This window comes from Streptomyces griseochromogenes, from assembly GCF_001542625.1.
In the GTDB taxonomy this organism is placed as follows: domain Bacteria; phylum Actinomycetota; class Actinomycetes; order Streptomycetales; family Streptomycetaceae; genus Streptomyces; species Streptomyces griseochromogenes.
Window position 1 is genome coordinate 9,954,828 of sequence record NZ_CP016279.1, and the last position, 16,599, is coordinate 9,971,426.

Genomic DNA, 16,599 nt, shown 5'->3' on the forward strand with positions numbered 1-16,599 from the left:
CGGCGGTCGCCGTCATCGGTGTCGTGTCCGCGAACGCCGGCGAAGGGCTCGGTGACGCCACAACGGCCCGAGCATTCCGGGACGACCGGCTGCGGCGACCGGAGGGAAGCGTGACCCGGCCCGCCCGCCGGCCCCACGCCCACCCCGCATCCTGTCCCCGCGGTCGTCGCAGGGCTCCCTTCCCTCGATAGGCACAAGTTCTCTGCAGGGCAGGGCAAACCTCTGCATCCCCCACCCGTCCGGTCGTGCCTCATCGGCTCCCGGCCGCGGCCCGGCGTCCGGCGGTGCTCCGGACCCCGGACGCCGTACGGCATGCCGTGCACACGTTCCGGTTTCACCTCTTCCCTCTTCTCTCTTGTTGAAGGACTGTCATGCGTCTGCCGTCCCGTGTCGTCACCCTGCTCGCCGTCGCGGCACTCCCCCTGGCCCTGTCCGCCTGCTCGTCGGGTTCCTCCTCCGGCACCGGCGCGAGCGCCCATCCGGCCAAGGAGAAGAACCCCAACGCCGGTCTGCTCACCGGTACACAGCTCAAGAAGGCGCTGGCGCCCGCGTCTGCCCTCCCGGCTGCATTCACCCACGAGGCCGATGGCACCTCGGACAGCGGGAACCAGTTCCTCGCCCCGTCCAGCAGGAACACCGCGAAGCCGGACTGCACCAGGCTGGAGGGCACGTCCTGGATCCAGGTGAGCGGCTTCAAGGGAGGCGTGTCCTTCGCGCAGGACGACTACGTGAACCAGGACAAGACCGAGGAACTGGCCCAGGAGATCGACCAGTTCCAGGGCACCACGGCGAAGACGGTGATGAACGAGCTGCGGTCCGCCGCCACCGGGTGCGCCACGTTCACGGACACGGACGCACACGCCAAGGTGAAGGTCACGGGCCGGTCCACGGCCGGGCTCGGTGACGAGGCGTACACGATGACGCTGACGAGCGGCGCCTGGGAGAACGGCACCACGCTCATCGCGGCCCGTTCCGGCAACGCCGTGGTCACCGTGCTGTCCACGGCGGGCAGCGACAACGGCGCCGCGACCGCGAAGAAGCTGACCACCGAGGTTCTGGGGTCCTTGAAGGGCAAGACGGCCGCATGATCCGCACGGCGGGTGCGTCCGCCTGACCCTAGGGTCGGACACACGGACGCACCCTCCGCATCCCTACGTCGGGCGCGACGTGGACCGCATGCCCGCGCTCCGGTTCGCAGCGAACCCGACCAGCGCACGCCGTAGTGCGAGTAGTGCGTTGCGGCTCACCGCGCCCGGAACCGCTCCGGGGCCTTCGTCGGGTTACCGCCTGTGGGGAGCTGCTGGTTCGGGCAGGTGGCGAGGACCTTCTTCATCGCGGTCTTCTCCGCAGCGGTGACCCACAGGCCGTACTTCTTCTTGACGGCCACCTGGGCGGCCACATAGGTGCAGCGGTAGCCCTTGTCGGGCGGGAGCCAGGTGGCCGTGTCGCCGTCTCCCTTGCCGCGGTTGGTGCTCGCGTCGACCGCCAGGAGGTTGAGGGGGTCGTTGGCCAGGGCTATGCGCTTGCTGGGGTCCCAGTACTTGGCGCCCGTCTGCCAGGCGTCCGAGAGGGCGACGACGTGGTCGATGTCGACCTGGCTGCGGCCGCGCCGGTAGGTGATGTCCCGGCCGGAGTAGGGGTCCGGCTCCAGCAGGCCGTAGGAGACCTTGCAGGCTCCGCCGGTGAACTTCACCTCCTTCAGGTCGCGTTTGAGTATGTCGTCACGGGTGTCGCAGGAGTTGGAGTCGGTGTCGGCCCAGGCGGTGCCGAAACGAGCACGGGAGTAACCGGTTTTCGGAGCGCGTCCCTTGACGGTCAGCGAGTCGGCGGCCAGGGCCGCTCCCCTGCTTCCCGTCTCCTCGGGGCCGGAGGACCCCTTGGTCTGCTCGCTCTTGCAGCCGGCCACGACGGCCGTCATGACGACCACCGCAGTGACCGCCCCGCTCCTCAGACGCGTCACAGTGCGCCCCCCTTGCTCGCCCTTGTCCGCCCTTGTCGCCCTGGTGTGCGCGTACCGGCGGAATCGTTCCTGTCCCCACGGTAACGGCCCTACGGCTTCCACCAGATGGGCATGAAAGCGATGATGTGGGGCAATCAGGGCTCGACTTGAGGCATGACGGCGCCCCGGAGGGGGAGCCCGGCAGATGGGTTCGCGCGCCCGCTCACACCTTGCCTATGCCCAGGGTGGATTCCGAGGGCAGCAGCCCGGAGGACAGGACCGCGACCCAGTAGTCACCGAGGAGGCCGACGAGGCGGTCGGTGGCCTCGCGGCCGAGCGCCCGCCAAGGGGCCGCAGCAAGGCGGTCGGTGCGCTCCTCCACGTCACGGCGCAGGGCACGGCCCGCCTCCGTGGCCGTACCGTCCGGCTCGACCAGGCCTCGGGCGGCCAGACGCGCGCGAGCGGACGACCACTGCTCGCCGCTCCAGCCGCGGCTCTCGAAGCGCTCGACGGACGCGGCGCCGATCGCGGCGAAGGACACCAGGGACTCGACGGGGTCGAGGTCCGCGAGGAGCAGGGCGGCTATGTGGCCGTCGCCGCGGTGTTCGCGCAGGATCGTGGCCGCCTGCCACAGCTGCAGATGCGGGGCCTCGGGCCAGGACAGTTCGGCGTTGGCCGCGGCGAGCGGGCGGCCCGCCGTGCCGGCCGCCTCGGCCGCGCGCCTGGCGAGGGCTGCGGCTTCGGCCAGTTCGGGACTTTCGACGCGGTCGCCGAAGAGTGTGCGGTAGGTCCGGTCGATGCCTCGCAGGCGCGCGGCCAGCACCTCGTCCGGGCTCGCGATGCCCCATCGCGAGTCGATGTGCTCGGCGACCATGCGCGGGTTGAAGCTGTAGAAGGCGGACGCCACCCGTTCCGCACCGACCGCGCCCAACGGAGCGGCGCGCAGCGGGAAGTAGCTCGGCCAGCGGTCCTTGGTGCCGTATCCGAGCGCGGTCGCCTCCTCGAACACCTCGGGCGCGTAGTAGAGCACCGCGTGGAGGGGTTCCAGCAGGTGCCAGAGCTGACGGACGCGCGCCGGCTCCACGAGCTCCCCAGGCTCCCCGGGCACCACTTCCTCTTCGACGGCCTTGCCGACACGCTCGGACATGACGCAGCCCTCCCCCTCATCCGGCCCACTCGCGATCGAGCAGAACTTGACACTGACTAGATTGCCGAAGGCGCCCGAACTTGTCAATGCCTAGATCCCGGGAACTTGTCGCTGGCTAGATCCGGCGTACGCTGCTGTCCATGAGCCCCGCGAAGTCCACACCCGCACCCCAGCGGCCGTACCACCACGGCGATCTGCGCCGCGCCGTCCTCACTGCCGCACTCGACGTCATCGCCGCCGACGGCCCTTCCGCGCTGAGCCTGCGGGACCTGGCGCGCCGGGCCGGGGTCTCGCACGCGGCTCCCGCGCACCACTTCAAGGACCGCACCGGGCTGCTCACCGCGATCGCGGCCGAGGGGTACGGACTGCTCGCGGAGACGGTCCGGGACGCCTGCGACCTGCGCGAGGCAGGCGTGCGCTACGTCCGCTTCGCCCGCGAGCACCCCGCCCACTTCCAGGTGATGTTCACCCCCGGGCTGCTGCGCGCCGACGACCTCGAACTCACCACCGCCCGCGCCCTGGCCGGGGACGCGCTGCGCACCGCCGTCGCCACGGTGGCCCCGCAGGACCGCGGATCCGACTCCCGCCTCGCCGGGGTCGCCGCCTGGTCCCTGGCCCACGGCTTCGCCACGCTGCTGCTCGGCCACAACCTCGACGGCCCGGTCGGCGACCAGGATCCGGAGGAGGTGTTCCGCACGATCGCGGCGATGCTGTTCCACTCGGCGCAGAAGTGACGGGCGGCCCCGGTCCCGGCGGGACTTGACCTTGACATCGGCGTCAGGGTCCGACGATCCCGGCATGAGCGAGAACATCCGCCCCGAGAGCCCCCGTACCGTCATCGTCACCGGCGCCGGCACCGGTATCGGCCGCGCCACCGCGCGCGCGTTCGCCGCCGAGGGCGCGCAGGTCGTCGCGGTCGGCCGCCGGCCGGGGCCGCTGGCCGAGACCGCCGACGGACACCCGGGGATCATGCCGCTGCCCGCCGACATCACCGCCGAGGACGGGCCCGCCACCGTCGTACGCACCACCATGGAGCGCCACGGCCGTCTCGACGTGCTCGTGCACAACGCGGCGGTCGTCACCGCCGACTCCCTGCGCACCTACACCCGCGCGGTCGTGGGGCCGCTGCTGGAGACGAACCTCCTCGCTCCCGTCCTGCTCACCCAGGCCGCGCTCCCGGCACTGGAGGAGAGCCGGGGGGTCGTGGTGAACGTGACGACGGCCGTCGGCCAGCGCGGCTGGCCCACCGGCAACTCCCTGTACGCGGCGGGGAAGGCCGCTCTCGAAGTGCTCACCCGCAGCTGGGCGGTCGAGCTGGCGCCGCGCGGGATCCGGGTGGTCGCCGTGGCCCCGGGCGCGATCGAGACGCCGATCGCCGACCACTCCGCGTACACCCCTGAGCAGCGGGCCGCCATCCGCAAGTGGCAGCTCGACCACACTCCGCTCGGCCGGGTCGGCCGCCCCGAGGAGGTCGCCTGGGCCATCACCCAGCTCGCCTCCCCGCAGGCGTCGTTCGTGACCGGTGTGGTGCTGCCGGTGGACGGCGGGGCGGTCGTCTCCTGATCCTGGCCGCGGGCCCGCACGGGCGGTGAGCGGCCGCCGGAACAGGCGCCGAGGGCCGTGAGACCGGCTCACCCGCCTCGCGCAGCGCCGCAGCGCCGCGGTCAAACGGTCTCACCCGCCCCCATGGCACCGCAGTCAGATCGTCTCGCCCGCCTCTCGCCCGGCTCCCGTATCGCCGCCGTCAGACCGTCTCGCCCGCCTCCCGCAGCGCCGCCGCCAGCCGCTCCCGTACCGCCGTCTGCGCCGCTATCCGTGCGTCCAGGACCGCCAGCCGGTCCCGGGCGATGCGCAGGCCCTTTTCGGGGACGGGAGTGGCGGTGACGTCGCCGTCCAGGCAGGGCAGGAAGGCCTGTACGTCGTCCAGGGTGAGGCCCGCCTCCAGCAGGTGGCGGATGTTGCGGACGCGGACGGCCGTGCGGGGCTCGTAGGCGCGGTAGCCGTTGGCGGTGCGTACGGAGGTGATCAGACCCGCCTGTTCGTAGTGCCGCAGGGCGCGCGGTGTCGTCCCGGTCGCCCGCGCCAGTTCACCGATCCGCACGCCCCGCGCCCCCCGTCATCGGTTCACGACCCGAGGATCGAGGCGAGGAACTCCCCGACCCAGCCCAGCAGTTCCCGGCCGACCAGCGGCTTGCCGCCCACCTTCGCGGTCTTGGGGCGCGGCACCAGCACCTGGTGCACGGCCGGCTTGATGACCGTGCCCGGGTACAGCCGCTTGACCCGCAGCTCCTGCGATTCGCGCAACTCCACCGGTGCGAAGCGGATGTTGGTGCCCTGCAGGACGATCTCGCCGACGCCGCACGCGCGCGCGAGCATCCTGAGGCCGGCCACCAGCAGCAGGTTCTCCACCGGCTCGGGCAGCTTGCCGTAGCGGTCGGTGAGTTCCTCGCGGACGGCCTTGATGTCCTCCTCGCTGTTGGCGGAGGCGATGGCGCGGTAGGCCTGCAGGCGCAGCCGCTCGCCGGGCGCGTAGTCGTGCGGGACGTGCGCGTCGACGGGCAGCTCGATCTTGACCTCGAGCGGCGGCTCCTCCTCGATCTCGCCGGTCTCCAGCTGTCGCCGGTAGTCGGCGACGGCCTCGCCGACCATGCGGACGTACAGGTCGAAGCCGACGCCCGCGATATGGCCGGACTGCTCGCCGCCGAGCAGGTTTCCGGCACCGCGGATCTCCAGGTCCTTCATCGCCACGTACATGCCCGCGCCCATCTCGGTGTGCTGGGCGATGGTGGCGAGCCGCTCGTGGGCGGTCTCGGTCAGCGGCTTCTCCGGCGGGTACAGGAAGTACGCGTACCCGCGCTCGCGGCCCCGGCCGACGCGCCCGCGCAACTGGTGCAGCTGGGACAGGCCGAAGGTGTCGCCGCGCTCCACGATCAGGGTGTTGGCGTTGGAGATGTCGATGCCGGACTCGACGATCGTGGTCGACACCAGGACGTCGAACTTCTTCTCCCAGAAGTCGACGACCACCTGCTCCAGGGCGGTCTCGGACATCTGGCCGTGGGCGGTGGCGATGCGCGCCTCGGGGACGATGTCGCGCAGTCGGGCCGCCGCGCGGTCGATGGACTCGACCCGGTTGTGGATGTAGAAGACCTGGCCCTCGCGCAGCAGTTCGCGGCGGATGGCCGCGCCGATCTGCTTCTCCTCGTACGGCCCGACGAAGGTGAGCACCGGGTGGCGCTCCTCGGGCGGGGTGGTGATCGTGGACATCTCGCGGATGCCGGTGACCGCCATCTCCAGGGTGCGCGGGATCGGTGTCGCGGACATGGTCAGCACGTCCACGTTGGCGCGGAGCTTCTTCAGCTGTTCCTTGTGCTCGACGCCGAAGCGCTGTTCCTCGTCGACGATGACCAGGCCCAGGTCCTTGAACTTCGTCTCGGAGGAGAAGAGGCGGTGGGTGCCGATGACGACGTCCACGGCGCCGTCCTTGAGGCCCTCCAGGACCGCCTTCGCCTCGGTGTCGGTCTGGAAGCGGGAGAGCGCGCGCACGTTCACCGGGAACTGCGAGTAGCGGTCGGAGAACGTGCCGAAGTGCTGCTGCACCAGCAGGGTCGTGGGGACGAGGACGGCGACCTGCTTGCCGTCCTGTACGGCCTTGAAGGCGGCGCGGACCGCGATCTCGGTCTTGCCGTAGCCGACGTCGCCGCAGATCAGGCGGTCCATGGGGACCGACTTCTCCATGTCGTCCTTGACCTCGGCGATGGTGGTGAGCTGGTCGGGGGTCTCCGCGTACGGGAAGGCGTCCTCCAGCTCGCGCTGCCAGGGCGAGTCGGCGCCGAAGGCGTGGCCGGGGGCGGCCATGCGGGCGCTGTAGAGCTTGATCAGGTCGGCGGCGATCTCCTTGACGGCCTTCTTCGCGCGCGCCTTGGTCTTCGTCCAGTCGGCGCCGCCGAGGCGGTGCAGCGTGGGGGCCTCGCCGCCGACGTACTTGGTGATCTGTTCCAGCTGGTCGGTGGGGATGTAGAGACGGTCGCCCGGCTGGCCGCGCTTGGCGGGGGCGTACTCCACGACCAGGTACTCGCGGGTGGCGCCCTGCACCGTACGCTGCACCATCTCGATGTAGCGGCCGACGCCGTGCTGCTCGTGGACGATGTAGTCGCCCGTCTCCAGGGTGAGCGGGTCGATGGTCTTGCGGCGGCGGGCCGGCATGCGGGCGCCGTCCTTGCCGGCGGCCTTCTGGCCGGACAGGTCGGTCTCGGTGAGGACGGCGAGCCCCAGCGCCGGGGCCACGAAGCCGTAGTCGATCGAGCCGCAGGAGACGTGCACGACGGAGGGGCTCAGTTCGCCGAGGTCGGCGTCCAGGCGGGCGGCGATGCCCTCGCCGCCGAGCACCTCGGCGGTGCGGGCGGCGGGGCCGTGGGCCTCGGTGACGAAGACCGTGCGCCAGCCCTCGGAGAGCCAGCCCTTGGTGTCGGCGAGGGCCTTGGCGGTGTCGCCGCGGTAGGTCTCGGGGGCGTGCATGCCGAGCTTGAGGGTGTCCGCGTCAAGGTCTTCGTCGGCGGCGAAGGGCGAGACGGACCACCACATCATGTCCAGCTCGCGCGCGCGGTCGCGGACGTCGGCGATGGACCACAGGGAGGCCGCGCCGACGTCGATGGGCGCCTCGCCGCCGCCCGCGGTGGCCGCCCAGGACGCCTGCAGGAACTCCTGGGAGGTGGCGACGAGGTCGGCGGCACGCGTGCGGACCCGCTCCGGGTCGCACACGACGGCCATGGCGCCCTTGGGCAGGACGTCGAGCAGTAGTTCCATGTCGTCGACCAGGACGGGGGCCAGGGACTCCATGCCCTCGACCGCGATCCCCTCGGCGATCCTGCCGAGCAGTTCGCCCAGCTCCGGATGCTGTTCGGCGAGGGCACGCGCGCGTGCGCGCACGTCGTCCGTGAGCAGCAGTTCGCGGCAGGGCGGGGCCCACAGGCCGTGTTCGGCGACTTCGAGGGAGCGCTGGTCGGCGACCTTGAAGTAGCGGATCTCCTCGACGTCGTCGCCCCAGAACTCGATGCGCAGGGGGTGTTCCTCGGTGGGCGGGAACACGTCCAGGATGCCGCCGCGTACGGCGAACTCGCCGCGCTTCTCCACGAGCTCCACGCGCGCGTAGGCGGCGGCCGCGAGGGCTTCCACGACCTCGTTCAGGTCGGCGCTCTGTCCAGTCTTCAGAGACACCGGCTCCAGGTCGCCGAGGCCCTTGACCTGCGGCTGGAGTACGGAGCGCACGGGTGCGACGACCACGGAGACCGGGCCGGTCTCGGGGTCGTCAGGGCGGGGGTGGGCGAGGCGGCGCAGCACGGCGAGGCGGCGGCCGACGGTGTCGCTGCGCGGGCTGAGGCGCTCGTGCGGAAGGGTCTCCCAGGAGGGGTACTCCACGACGCCCTCGGCGGGCAGCAGCGAGCGCAGGGCGGCGGCCAGGTCCTCGGCCTCCCGGCCGGTCGCGGTGACCGCGAGCACCGGGCGGGCGGACTCCCGGGCGAGGGCGGCGACCGCGAAGGGGCGGGCGGCCGGCGGGCCGACGAGGTCGACGTGCATGCGATTGCCGTCCGTGGCCGCGGTGATCGCTTCCGCGAGGGCGGGGTCCTTGACTACGGCGTCCAGCAGACCGTGCAGGCTCATGGGGGGCTTTCCATCCAGAGGTGGGCAACGCAAGCAGCCCGGCGCGGGTGGCAGCCGGGGGTGTCCAGCGTACGACGCCGTCGCTGTGGGCGTCGGAGGCTGTGGACAACTCGGGTGGTCCTCCCAGGGAGCTCCGCCCCCTGGGCCCCGGGGCCTGTGCCCGCCCGCCGTCCGACTCGGCCGGCCGAAAGGCCCGAGCGGCAAAAAGCCCGGTGCCGGGAAGTCTTCGAGACTCCCCGGCACCGGGTCTTCCCCCGCAACCCCCGTATGCGGTGGCTGTCGGCCCTGTGGGCGCTAGTCGGTGGCGATGGCGTTCAGAACGTTCATGCGGCCTGCCCGGAACGCCGGGATCAGGGCGGCGAACAGGCCCACGAAGGCGGAGCCGATGAAGACGCCGGTGATCGTCGGCCAGGGGATGTCCAGGACCTTCAGACCCTCCAGCGCGAGGAGCTTCTGGGCGGTCGCGCCCCAGCCCATGCCCAGGCCGAGGCCCAGCAGGGCGCCGAAGACGGCGATCACCACGGACTCCAGGCGGATCATGCGGCGCAGCTGGCGTCGGGAGAGGCCGATGGCCCGCATGAGGCCGATCTCGCGGGTGCGCTCGACCACGGACAGGGCGAGTGTGTTCACCACGCCGAGGACGGCGACGATGATCGCGAGCGCCAGGAGGCCGTAGATCATGTTGAGCAGCTGGCCGATCTGGTCCTTCAGCTCCTTCTTGTAGTCGGTCTGGTCGCGCACGGTGATCTCCGGGTTGCCGTGCAGGGCCGACTTCAGCGCCTTGTAGGCGGCCGCCTGCTGCCCGTCCTTGGCGCCGGCGAACACCATCCGGTCGAGCGGCATCCGGTCGGCGGGGACGTACCTGGCCGCCGTGGCGATGGAGACGTACATCGAGTCCTTGTCGATGACGGCTTCGTCGCTGGTGATCGCGCGGACCGTCAGCCTGGCCGTCCTGCCGTCCCTGAAGGCGACCGCGACCGTGGAGCCGACCTTGATGCCGTGCTTCTTGGCGAAGCCCTCGAAGACGGACATCGACTCGGGCTTGTAGGCGTCGGCGAGGTTGCCGGCGACGGTCTTGGTGCGCACGTCCTGCGCGTAGGTCGGGTCGGCGGCCTTGACCGTCCGCTTCTTGGAGACCTCGCCGTCCGGCGTGGTCAGGGAGGCGTCCATGAGCTTGTACTCGGTGACCCTGGACAGGCCCGGCGTGTCCTTGATCGCCCGCACCGCCTGCGGGGTGATGAGCGTGTCCTCGTTGTCGCCCTGGATGATGAAGTCCGTGCCGACGGTCTTGTCGAGCTGGTCCGTGGCGGAGGCGACCATGGAGGAGCCGACCACCGACAGGCAGGCCACCAGGGCCAGGCCGATCATCAGCGCGGCGCCGGTGGCGCCGGTGCGGCGCGGGTTGCGCAGCGCGTTGCGCTCGGCCATCCGGCCGACCGGGCCGAAGATCCGCAGCATGATCACGCCGAGGACGCGGACCAGGCCGCCCGCGAGCAGCGGGCCGATGACGACGAAGCCGATCAGGGTCAGCACCACACCGAGGCCCAGCGGGGCCGAGCCGTCCTTGGCCTTGTCGGCGGTGGCCGCCGCGTACAGGCTCCAGGCGCCGGCGCCGGTGAGGAGCAGGCCGATCAGGGCCCGTACGATCCCGGACTTCGCGTCGGCCGGGGCGCCCGCGTCGCGCAGGGCGGCCATCGGGGAGACCTTGCCGGCGCGCCGGGCGGGCAGGTAGGCGGCGAGGACGGTGACGATCACGCCGAGCAGCAGGCCGACGGTGGGGGTCGTCCAGGCGACGGTCAGGTCGTCGGTGGACAGGTGCATGCCGATGTTGCCCATGAGCTTCATCAGGCCGACCGCGATGCCGACGCCCGCGCCGACGCCGAGCACGGAGCCGACCACGCCGAGCAGCAGCGCCTCGATGAGCACGGACCGGTTCACCTGCTTGCGGGAGGAGCCGATGGCCCGCATCAGGCCGATCTCGCGGGTGCGCTGGGCGACCAACATCGAGAAGGTGTTGATGATCAGGAAGATGCCGACGAGGAAGGCGATTCCGGCGAAGCCGAGCATCGCGTACTTCATGACGTCCAGGAAGCTCTTGACGCTCTTCTGGTTGGCGTCGGCGACCTCCTTGGCGGTCTGCACCCTGTAGCCGTGGCCGAGTGCGGCGATCACGTTCGTCTTCAGCCGTGCGTCGGTGACGCCCTTGGCGGCGGTGACGTTGACGTTGGTGTACACGCCGGTCCGGCCGACCAGGTTCTGCTGGGCGGTCTTCGTGTCCAGGTAGAAGATCGCCGCGCCGGGGTTGGTGACGGTGAAGGTGGCGATGCCGGACACGCGCGCGTGGTGCGTGCCGAGGACGTTGATCATGCCGATGTCGTCGCCGAGTTTGATGTGGTGCTTGTCGGCGGTGTCGGCGTCGACCATGACCTGGCCGGGACCCTTGGGCGCCGTACCCGAGGTGATCTTCATGGTGCGGGCGTCGTTGCTGTTCCAGCTGCCGACGATGGTCGGGGCGCCGCTGCTGGGCGAGAGCTTGTCGAGGTGGTGGTCGACGACGGTCACCGAGGTCGAGAACACCGTGCCCTCGGCCTTCCGGACGCCCTGGGCCCCGCGGACCTCGCCGAGCACGGAGGCCGGCATGACCGGCGGCTTGCCCGTGCTGGAGGTGGTCTCGCCGGTGTCGGAGGAGCCCTTGGCGCTGACCGTCACGTTCGACGACGTCGCCTGGAAGAGCTTGTCGAAGGTGGTGTTCATCGTGTCGGTGAACACCAGGGTGCCGCAGACGAAGGCGACCGACAGCAGCACCGCGACCGCCGACAGGGCCATGCGGCCCTTGTGCGCGAAGAAGTTGCGCATCGAGGTCTTCAGGACGGTCATGACGTACGCCCCCGGGCGTCGAAGTCCTTCATGCGGTCCAGGACCTGATCGGCCGTCGGCTGGTACATCTCGTCGACGATCCTGCCGTCGGCGAGGTAGAGCACACGGTCCGCGTAGGAGGCGGCCACCGGGTCGTGGGTGACCATCACGATGGTCTGGCCCAGCTCGTCCACGGACCGCCGCAGGAAGCCGAGGACTTCCGCTCCGGCCCGCGAGTCGAGGTTTCCGGTCGGCTCGTCGCCGAAGATGATCTCCGGGCGGGCGGCCAGGGCGCGGGCCACGGCGACGCGCTGCTGCTGGCCGCCGGAGAGCTGGGTGGGCCGGTGCTTGAGCCGTCCGGCGAGCCCGACGGTCTCCACGACCCGGTCCAGCCACGCCTTGTCCGGCTTGCGCCCCGCGATGTCCATGGGCAGCGTGATGTTCTCTATCGCGTTCAGGGTCGGCAGCAGGTTGAACGCCTGGAAGATGAAGCCGATGCGGTCCCGGCGCAGCTGGGTGAGCTTCTTGTCCTTCAGGCCGGTGATCTCGGTCTCGTCCAGGTAGATCTGACCACCGGTCACGGTGTCGAGCCCGGCGAGGCAGTGCATGAGCGTGGACTTGCCGGACCCCGAGGGGCCCATGATCGCGGTGAACTGGCCGCGGGCGATGTCCACGTCGACGTGGTCCAGGGCGACGACACGGGTCTCGCCGGACCCGTACGCCTTCACGACCTGCCGCGCCCGCGCGGCAACGGCCGTACGCCCTCCAGTGCCCCCATGCCTGGGAATGGTCACAGCCGAAGTCACGGTATGTCTCCTATGTCGGTCAGCAGATCGATGAATGCGCCCGGGCGGACCGGTACGTGGTTCTGGGTACATCGGTGAGTCTGGCGTCCGGCGGGTATGCCGCGCACTGGCGCGCGGCCCCCTCTTGTGCGGGGGGATAACCCCACCCCGCCGGTTCGGTCGGCCACCCCCCAGCGGCCTAAAGCCAGGTTAAGGACAGCACCGGGTCCGTCTCCTCCTCCAGCGGTACGAACACTCCCCGAGCCGTAGTACGGAGATACCCCTAGGGGTGGTCCACCGCCGGGTGGAGTCCTTTTCGGGGTCGGCTCCACCCTTCGGCCCAGCAAGCGTCCACCCTCCCGTCGCGTCAGGATCAAGTCGCGGCATGCGTGGGAAGCTGTCCTCCCGAGTAGGTGCAGGGGGCACGGGAAGGGGATCCGGTGGAGAGGACGACACCCGCGATACGCGACGGCGCGGCTCGGGGCAGGGGCACCCGCACCAGAGGGGCGGTCGTCGCGGCGCTGATGCTCGCGATGGCGCTGGCCGCGCTGGACGCCACGATCGTCTCCACCGCCGTACCCCAGATCGTCGGCGACCTCGGCGGGTTCTCGGTCTTCTCCTGGCTGTTCTCCGGCTATCTGCTCGCCGTCACCGTCACCCTGCCCGTCTACGGCAAGCTGTCCGACACCTTCGGCCGCAAGCCGGTCCTGGTGGCGGGCGCGGCCGTGTTCCTGCTGGGCTCGCTGCTGTGCGCCGGGGCGTGGAACATGGCGGCGCTGATCGCGTTCCGGATCGTGCAGGGTCTGGGCGGCGGGGCGTTGCAGGGGACGGTGCAGACACTGGCCGCCGATCTGTACCCGCTGGCCGAGCGCCCGAAGATCCAGGCCAGGCTGTCCACCGTGTGGGCGGTGTCGGCGGTGGCCGGGCCGGGGCTCGGCGGGGTGCTGGCCGCCTACGCCGACTGGCGCTGGATCTTCCTGGTCAACCTGCCGATCGGCGCCGCCGCCCTGTGGCTGATCGTCCGTCACCTGCACGAGCCGGAGCGGGAGAAGAGCCCCCGCGCGCGCGTGGACTGGGCCGGGGCGCTCGCGGTGTTCGCGTGCGGCGGGGTGCTGCTGACCGCGCTGGTGCAGGGCGGGGTGGCCTGGTCGTGGGGGTCGGCGCCCTCGCTCACGCTGCTGGGCGCGGGGCTCGCCCTGGCCGGTGTGGTGGTGTGGGTCGAGCGGCGGGCGGCGGAGCCGATCATCCCGGGCTGGGTGTGGCGGCGCAGGACGATCGCGGCGGTCAATCTGGCGTTCGGCGCGCTGGGGCTGCTGATGGTGGCGCCGTCGGTGTTCCTGCCCACCTACGCCCAGTCGGTGCTCGGCCTCGGCCCGGCGGCCGCCGGTCTGGTGCTGTGCGTGTGGACGCTGACCTGGTCGTCCTCGGCGGCGCTCAGCCAGCACGTGTACCGGCGCATCGGCTTCCGTGACACCGCGCTGATCGGCATCGGAGCGGCCACGCTGGTCCTGCTCGCGTTCCCGTTCCTGCCCTATCCCGGTTCCTGGTGGCAGCCGATGCTCCTGATGCTGGCGCTGGGGGCCGTGCTGGGGCTGTTCCAGCTGCCGCTGATCATCGGAGTGCAGTCGACGGTGGGCTGGTCGGAGCGGGGCACGACGACCGCCTCGGTGCTGTTCTGCCGGCAGACCGGGCAGACGCTGGGCGCCTCGCTGTTCGGTGCCGTCGCCAACGGGGTGCTGGCCGCGCGGCTGGGCGGGGCGGGCGATCTGGAGTCCGTCACGCGCGCGTTGAACTCGGGTACGGCCCCGGAGGCGACGCGGCGGGCGATCGCGGACGCCGTGCACGCGGTGTACCTGGGCGCGGCGGGCGCCGCGGCGCTGGCGTTCCTGGTGCTGCTGTGGCTGGCGCCACGGCGCTTTCCGGTGCTCACCGAGTAGGGCGTCCCGGACCGGCCGCACGACCGCGGGTTAACGCGGGTAACACCCCAGGTAGGACCCCGTTTTCGCGTAGTAAGCGCATACCGACTGGCCAGTTTGGTGAAAACGCCACGCGGTCCGAACCCCGCGAGTAGCGTGCGTGGCTCCGTTCGCCCACCCCCCACCTCCCTGCGGTCCGCCGCCACGGACCCGAGCCACGCAAGGAGCCCCGGGATGTTCTACGACCCGCCGCCCCCACCCTCGTATCCCGCCCGCCCCACCTACCCCTGGCAGCCGCCGGCGCCGCCTCCGCCCCGCCCCCAGCCGGCCCGCGCACCGATCGGGCACCACAGCGACCTCCGCCTGCTGCGCGGCGCCTACCGCTGGCAGCGGCGCACCGCCACGATCACCGCACTCGGCTACTTCACGCTGTTCCTCGTGCTGTCCGCCTTCGCACCGCACGTCATGACGCGCACCGTCGCCGACGGCATCCCCGCGGGCCTGCTGCTCGCCCTTCTCCAACTCCCGGTCACCTGGCTCGCGATCGCCCTGTACGAGCACACCGCACGCCGCCGTGTCGACCCGCTCGCGGACCGCATCCGCAAGGAGGCCGAGCTCGACGCGAGGCGAGGAGCGGCCCGATGACCGGCACCCCGTCCCCGAACCCGGCCGGCCTCGTCGCGTTCAGCGGCTCGTCCCAGACCATGTCCCTGATCGCCTTCTGCGCCGTCGGCACGCTCACCCTGCTGCTGTGCGTGATGACCGGCCCCGACCACGACGACCTCGACGAGTTCTACACCGGCTACGGCTCCCTGTCCCCGCTGCGCAACGGCCTGGCGATCGCCGGTGACTACATCTCCGCGGCCACCGTCCTCGGCACCGGCGGGGTGATCGCCCTGTGCGGTTACGACGGTGTCGTGCTCGCCCTCAGTACGGCCCTGTCGCTGATGCTGCTGATGTTCCTGCTGGCCGAACCGCTGCGCAACGCGGGCCGCTTCACCATGGGCGACGCACTGGCCCGCCGGCTGCCGGGCCGCGGCGTGCGGATCACCGCCTGCGCGGTGACGATCGCCGCGCTGCTGCCGCTGATGCTGGTCCAGCTGGCCGGCACCGGGCAGCTGATGGCGTTCATCCTGGGCTTCTCCAACGAGTCGCTGAAGACCGGCTGCGTCGTGGGACTCGGCGTGCTGATGATCAGCTACGCGGCCATCGGGGGCATGAAGGGCACCGCGCTCATCCAGATCCTGAAGATCGTGATGCTGGTCGGTTCGGGCGCCGTGGTCGCCGTACTGATCCTGCGCCACTTCGCCTGGGACCCGGGCGCCCTGTTCGACGCGGCGGCACGGCAGAGCGGGGCCGGGCCGGCCTTCCTGCACTCCGGGCTCCAGTTCGGCAACCGCCCCGAGGCCCGGCTGGACATGATCACCTCCGAGCTGACGATCGTGCTCGGCGGCGCCTGCCTGCCGCACATCACCATGCGCATGTACACCGCCTCCAGCGCCCGGCAGGTGCGCCGCTCGCTGTCCTGGGCGGTGTCGATCGTGGCCCTGTTCGTCCTGGTCATCACGGTGATCGGGTTCGGCGCCACGGCCCTGGTCGGCCCCCGGGCGATCACGACGGCCGACCCGCAGGGCAACACGGCCTATCTGCTGGGCTCGCGCGCCGCCTTCGGCACCGGCGTATCGACGGCAGAAACGTTCCTGTTCACCATGGTCACCACGGCGATCTTCCTCACCCTGCTCGCCTCGGTGGCCGGGATGATCCTCGCCTGCGCCAACTCCCTCGCCCACGACGTCTTCGCCGCCCGGGTCCGGGAGATGCCGGCCCGCCGGGAGATGGCCCTGGCCCGGCTCTCGGCGCTCGCCATCGGCCTGCCGACGATCCTGCTGGCCACCCTGGTGCAGCACCACAGCCTGCAGCCCCTGATCACGCTCTCCTTCTGCCTGGGCGCCTCCGCGCTCGCCCCCGCCCTGGTCTACGGCCTCTTCTGGCGCCGCTACACCCGAAGCGGGCTGATGGGCACGCTGATCGGGGGCTCGCTGAGCGTGCTGCTGCTCATGCCGGGCACCAACCTCGTCTCCGGCTCACCCGCCTCGGCCTTCCCGCACGCCGACTTCAACTGGTTCCCGTTCACCACGACCGGCATCGTCTCCATCCCGGCCGGCTTCTTCTTCGGCTGGCTGGGCACGGTCGTCTCGGGCCGCAGGACCGCGCAGGAACAGCGGCGCCAGTACGAGGCGGTGGAGGGGTGGATCCTGGCGGGCGCCGTACGCAGAGGGAGGTGACGAGGCCGCCGGA

The 16,599-nt window shown here is 71.4% G+C and carries 12 protein-coding genes; 6 read left to right on the forward strand and 6 right to left on the reverse strand.

Annotation, left to right across the window (positions count from 1 at the left end; genetic code table 11):
- The first annotated feature begins 371 nt into the window (after positions 1–371).
- Positions 372–1,088 carry a hypothetical protein gene (locus AVL59_RS43320; RefSeq protein WP_067315316.1) on the forward strand — a complete coding sequence of 239 codons (717 nt, stop codon included), beginning with the start codon at positions 372–374 and terminating at the stop codon, positions 1,086–1,088.
- Between the two features lie 155 nt (positions 1,089–1,243).
- Here AVL59_RS43320 and AVL59_RS43325 read toward each other — a convergent pair whose 3' ends face one another.
- Both AVL59_RS43325 and AVL59_RS43330 read right to left on the reverse strand, forming a co-directional pair.
- Positions 1,244–1,918, reverse strand: coding sequence for an HNH endonuclease family protein (locus AVL59_RS43325; protein ID WP_245383972.1), 675 nt, complete (start codon positions 1,916–1,918; stop codon positions 1,244–1,246).
- 244 nt (positions 1,919–2,162) lie between these two features.
- Positions 2,163–3,086, reverse strand: coding sequence for an SCO6745 family protein (locus AVL59_RS43330; protein WP_067315319.1), 924 nt, complete (start codon positions 3,084–3,086; stop codon positions 2,163–2,165).
- Positions 3,087–3,226: 140 nt separating this feature from the next.
- Here AVL59_RS43330 and AVL59_RS43335 point away from each other — a divergent pair, with 140 nt between their 5' ends.
- Both AVL59_RS43335 and AVL59_RS43340 read left to right on the forward strand, forming a co-directional pair.
- A complete protein-coding gene (locus tag AVL59_RS43335) occupies positions 3,227–3,820 on the forward strand; it encodes a TetR/AcrR family transcriptional regulator (protein WP_067315320.1) in 594 nt (197 codons plus the stop codon).
- Positions 3,821–3,884: 64 nt separating this feature from the next.
- A complete protein-coding gene (locus AVL59_RS43340) occupies positions 3,885–4,649 on the forward strand; it encodes an SDR family NAD(P)-dependent oxidoreductase (protein ID WP_067315322.1) in 765 nt (254 codons plus the stop codon).
- 181 nt (positions 4,650–4,830) lie between these two features.
- Here the strand turns inward: AVL59_RS43340 and AVL59_RS43345 are convergent, their stop codons facing one another.
- The 4 genes from AVL59_RS43345 to AVL59_RS43360 form a co-directional block, all read right to left on the reverse strand.
- The gene (locus tag AVL59_RS43345; protein ID WP_067315324.1) at positions 4,831–5,187 is read right to left on the reverse strand and encodes a MerR family transcriptional regulator; all 357 of its coding nucleotides are present in this window, start codon (positions 5,185–5,187) and stop codon (positions 4,831–4,833) included.
- A gap of 23 nt (positions 5,188–5,210) precedes the next feature.
- Entirely contained in the window at positions 5,211–8,744 is a 3,534-nt protein-coding gene (gene mfd / locus AVL59_RS43350; protein ID WP_067315325.1) for a transcription-repair coupling factor, read from the reverse strand.
- A gap of 294 nt (positions 8,745–9,038) precedes the next feature.
- Positions 9,039–11,621: an ABC transporter permease gene (locus AVL59_RS43355; RefSeq protein WP_067315327.1), complete on the reverse strand. Its 2,583-nt coding sequence runs from the start codon at positions 11,619–11,621 to the stop codon at positions 9,039–9,041.
- Entirely contained in the window at positions 11,618–12,406 is a 789-nt protein-coding gene (locus AVL59_RS43360) for an ABC transporter ATP-binding protein (RefSeq protein ID WP_067315329.1), read from the reverse strand. Before AVL59_RS43360 ends, AVL59_RS43355 begins: the two co-directional genes overlap by 4 nt.
- 419 nt (positions 12,407–12,825) lie before the next feature.
- Here AVL59_RS43360 and AVL59_RS43365 point away from each other — a divergent pair, with 419 nt between their 5' ends.
- The 3 genes from AVL59_RS43365 to AVL59_RS43375 all read left to right on the forward strand — a co-directional run bounded on the left by AVL59_RS43365 (position 12,826) and on the right by AVL59_RS43375 (position 16,586).
- Positions 12,826–14,322 (forward strand): MFS transporter, encoded by a 1,497-nt coding sequence (locus AVL59_RS43365; protein ID WP_067315330.1) that lies wholly within the window; start codon positions 12,826–12,828, stop codon positions 14,320–14,322.
- A 213-nt stretch (positions 14,323–14,535) separates the two neighbouring features.
- The gene (locus AVL59_RS43370; protein ID WP_067315332.1) at positions 14,536–14,946 is read left to right on the forward strand and encodes a DUF485 domain-containing protein; all 411 of its coding nucleotides are present in this window, start codon (positions 14,536–14,538) and stop codon (positions 14,944–14,946) included.
- Positions 14,943–16,586 carry a sodium/solute symporter gene (locus tag AVL59_RS43375; RefSeq protein ID WP_067315334.1) on the forward strand — a complete coding sequence of 548 codons (1,644 nt, stop codon included), beginning with the start codon at positions 14,943–14,945 and terminating at the stop codon, positions 16,584–16,586. Before AVL59_RS43370 ends, AVL59_RS43375 begins: the two co-directional genes overlap by 4 nt.
- Positions 16,587–16,599 lie beyond the last annotated feature (13 nt).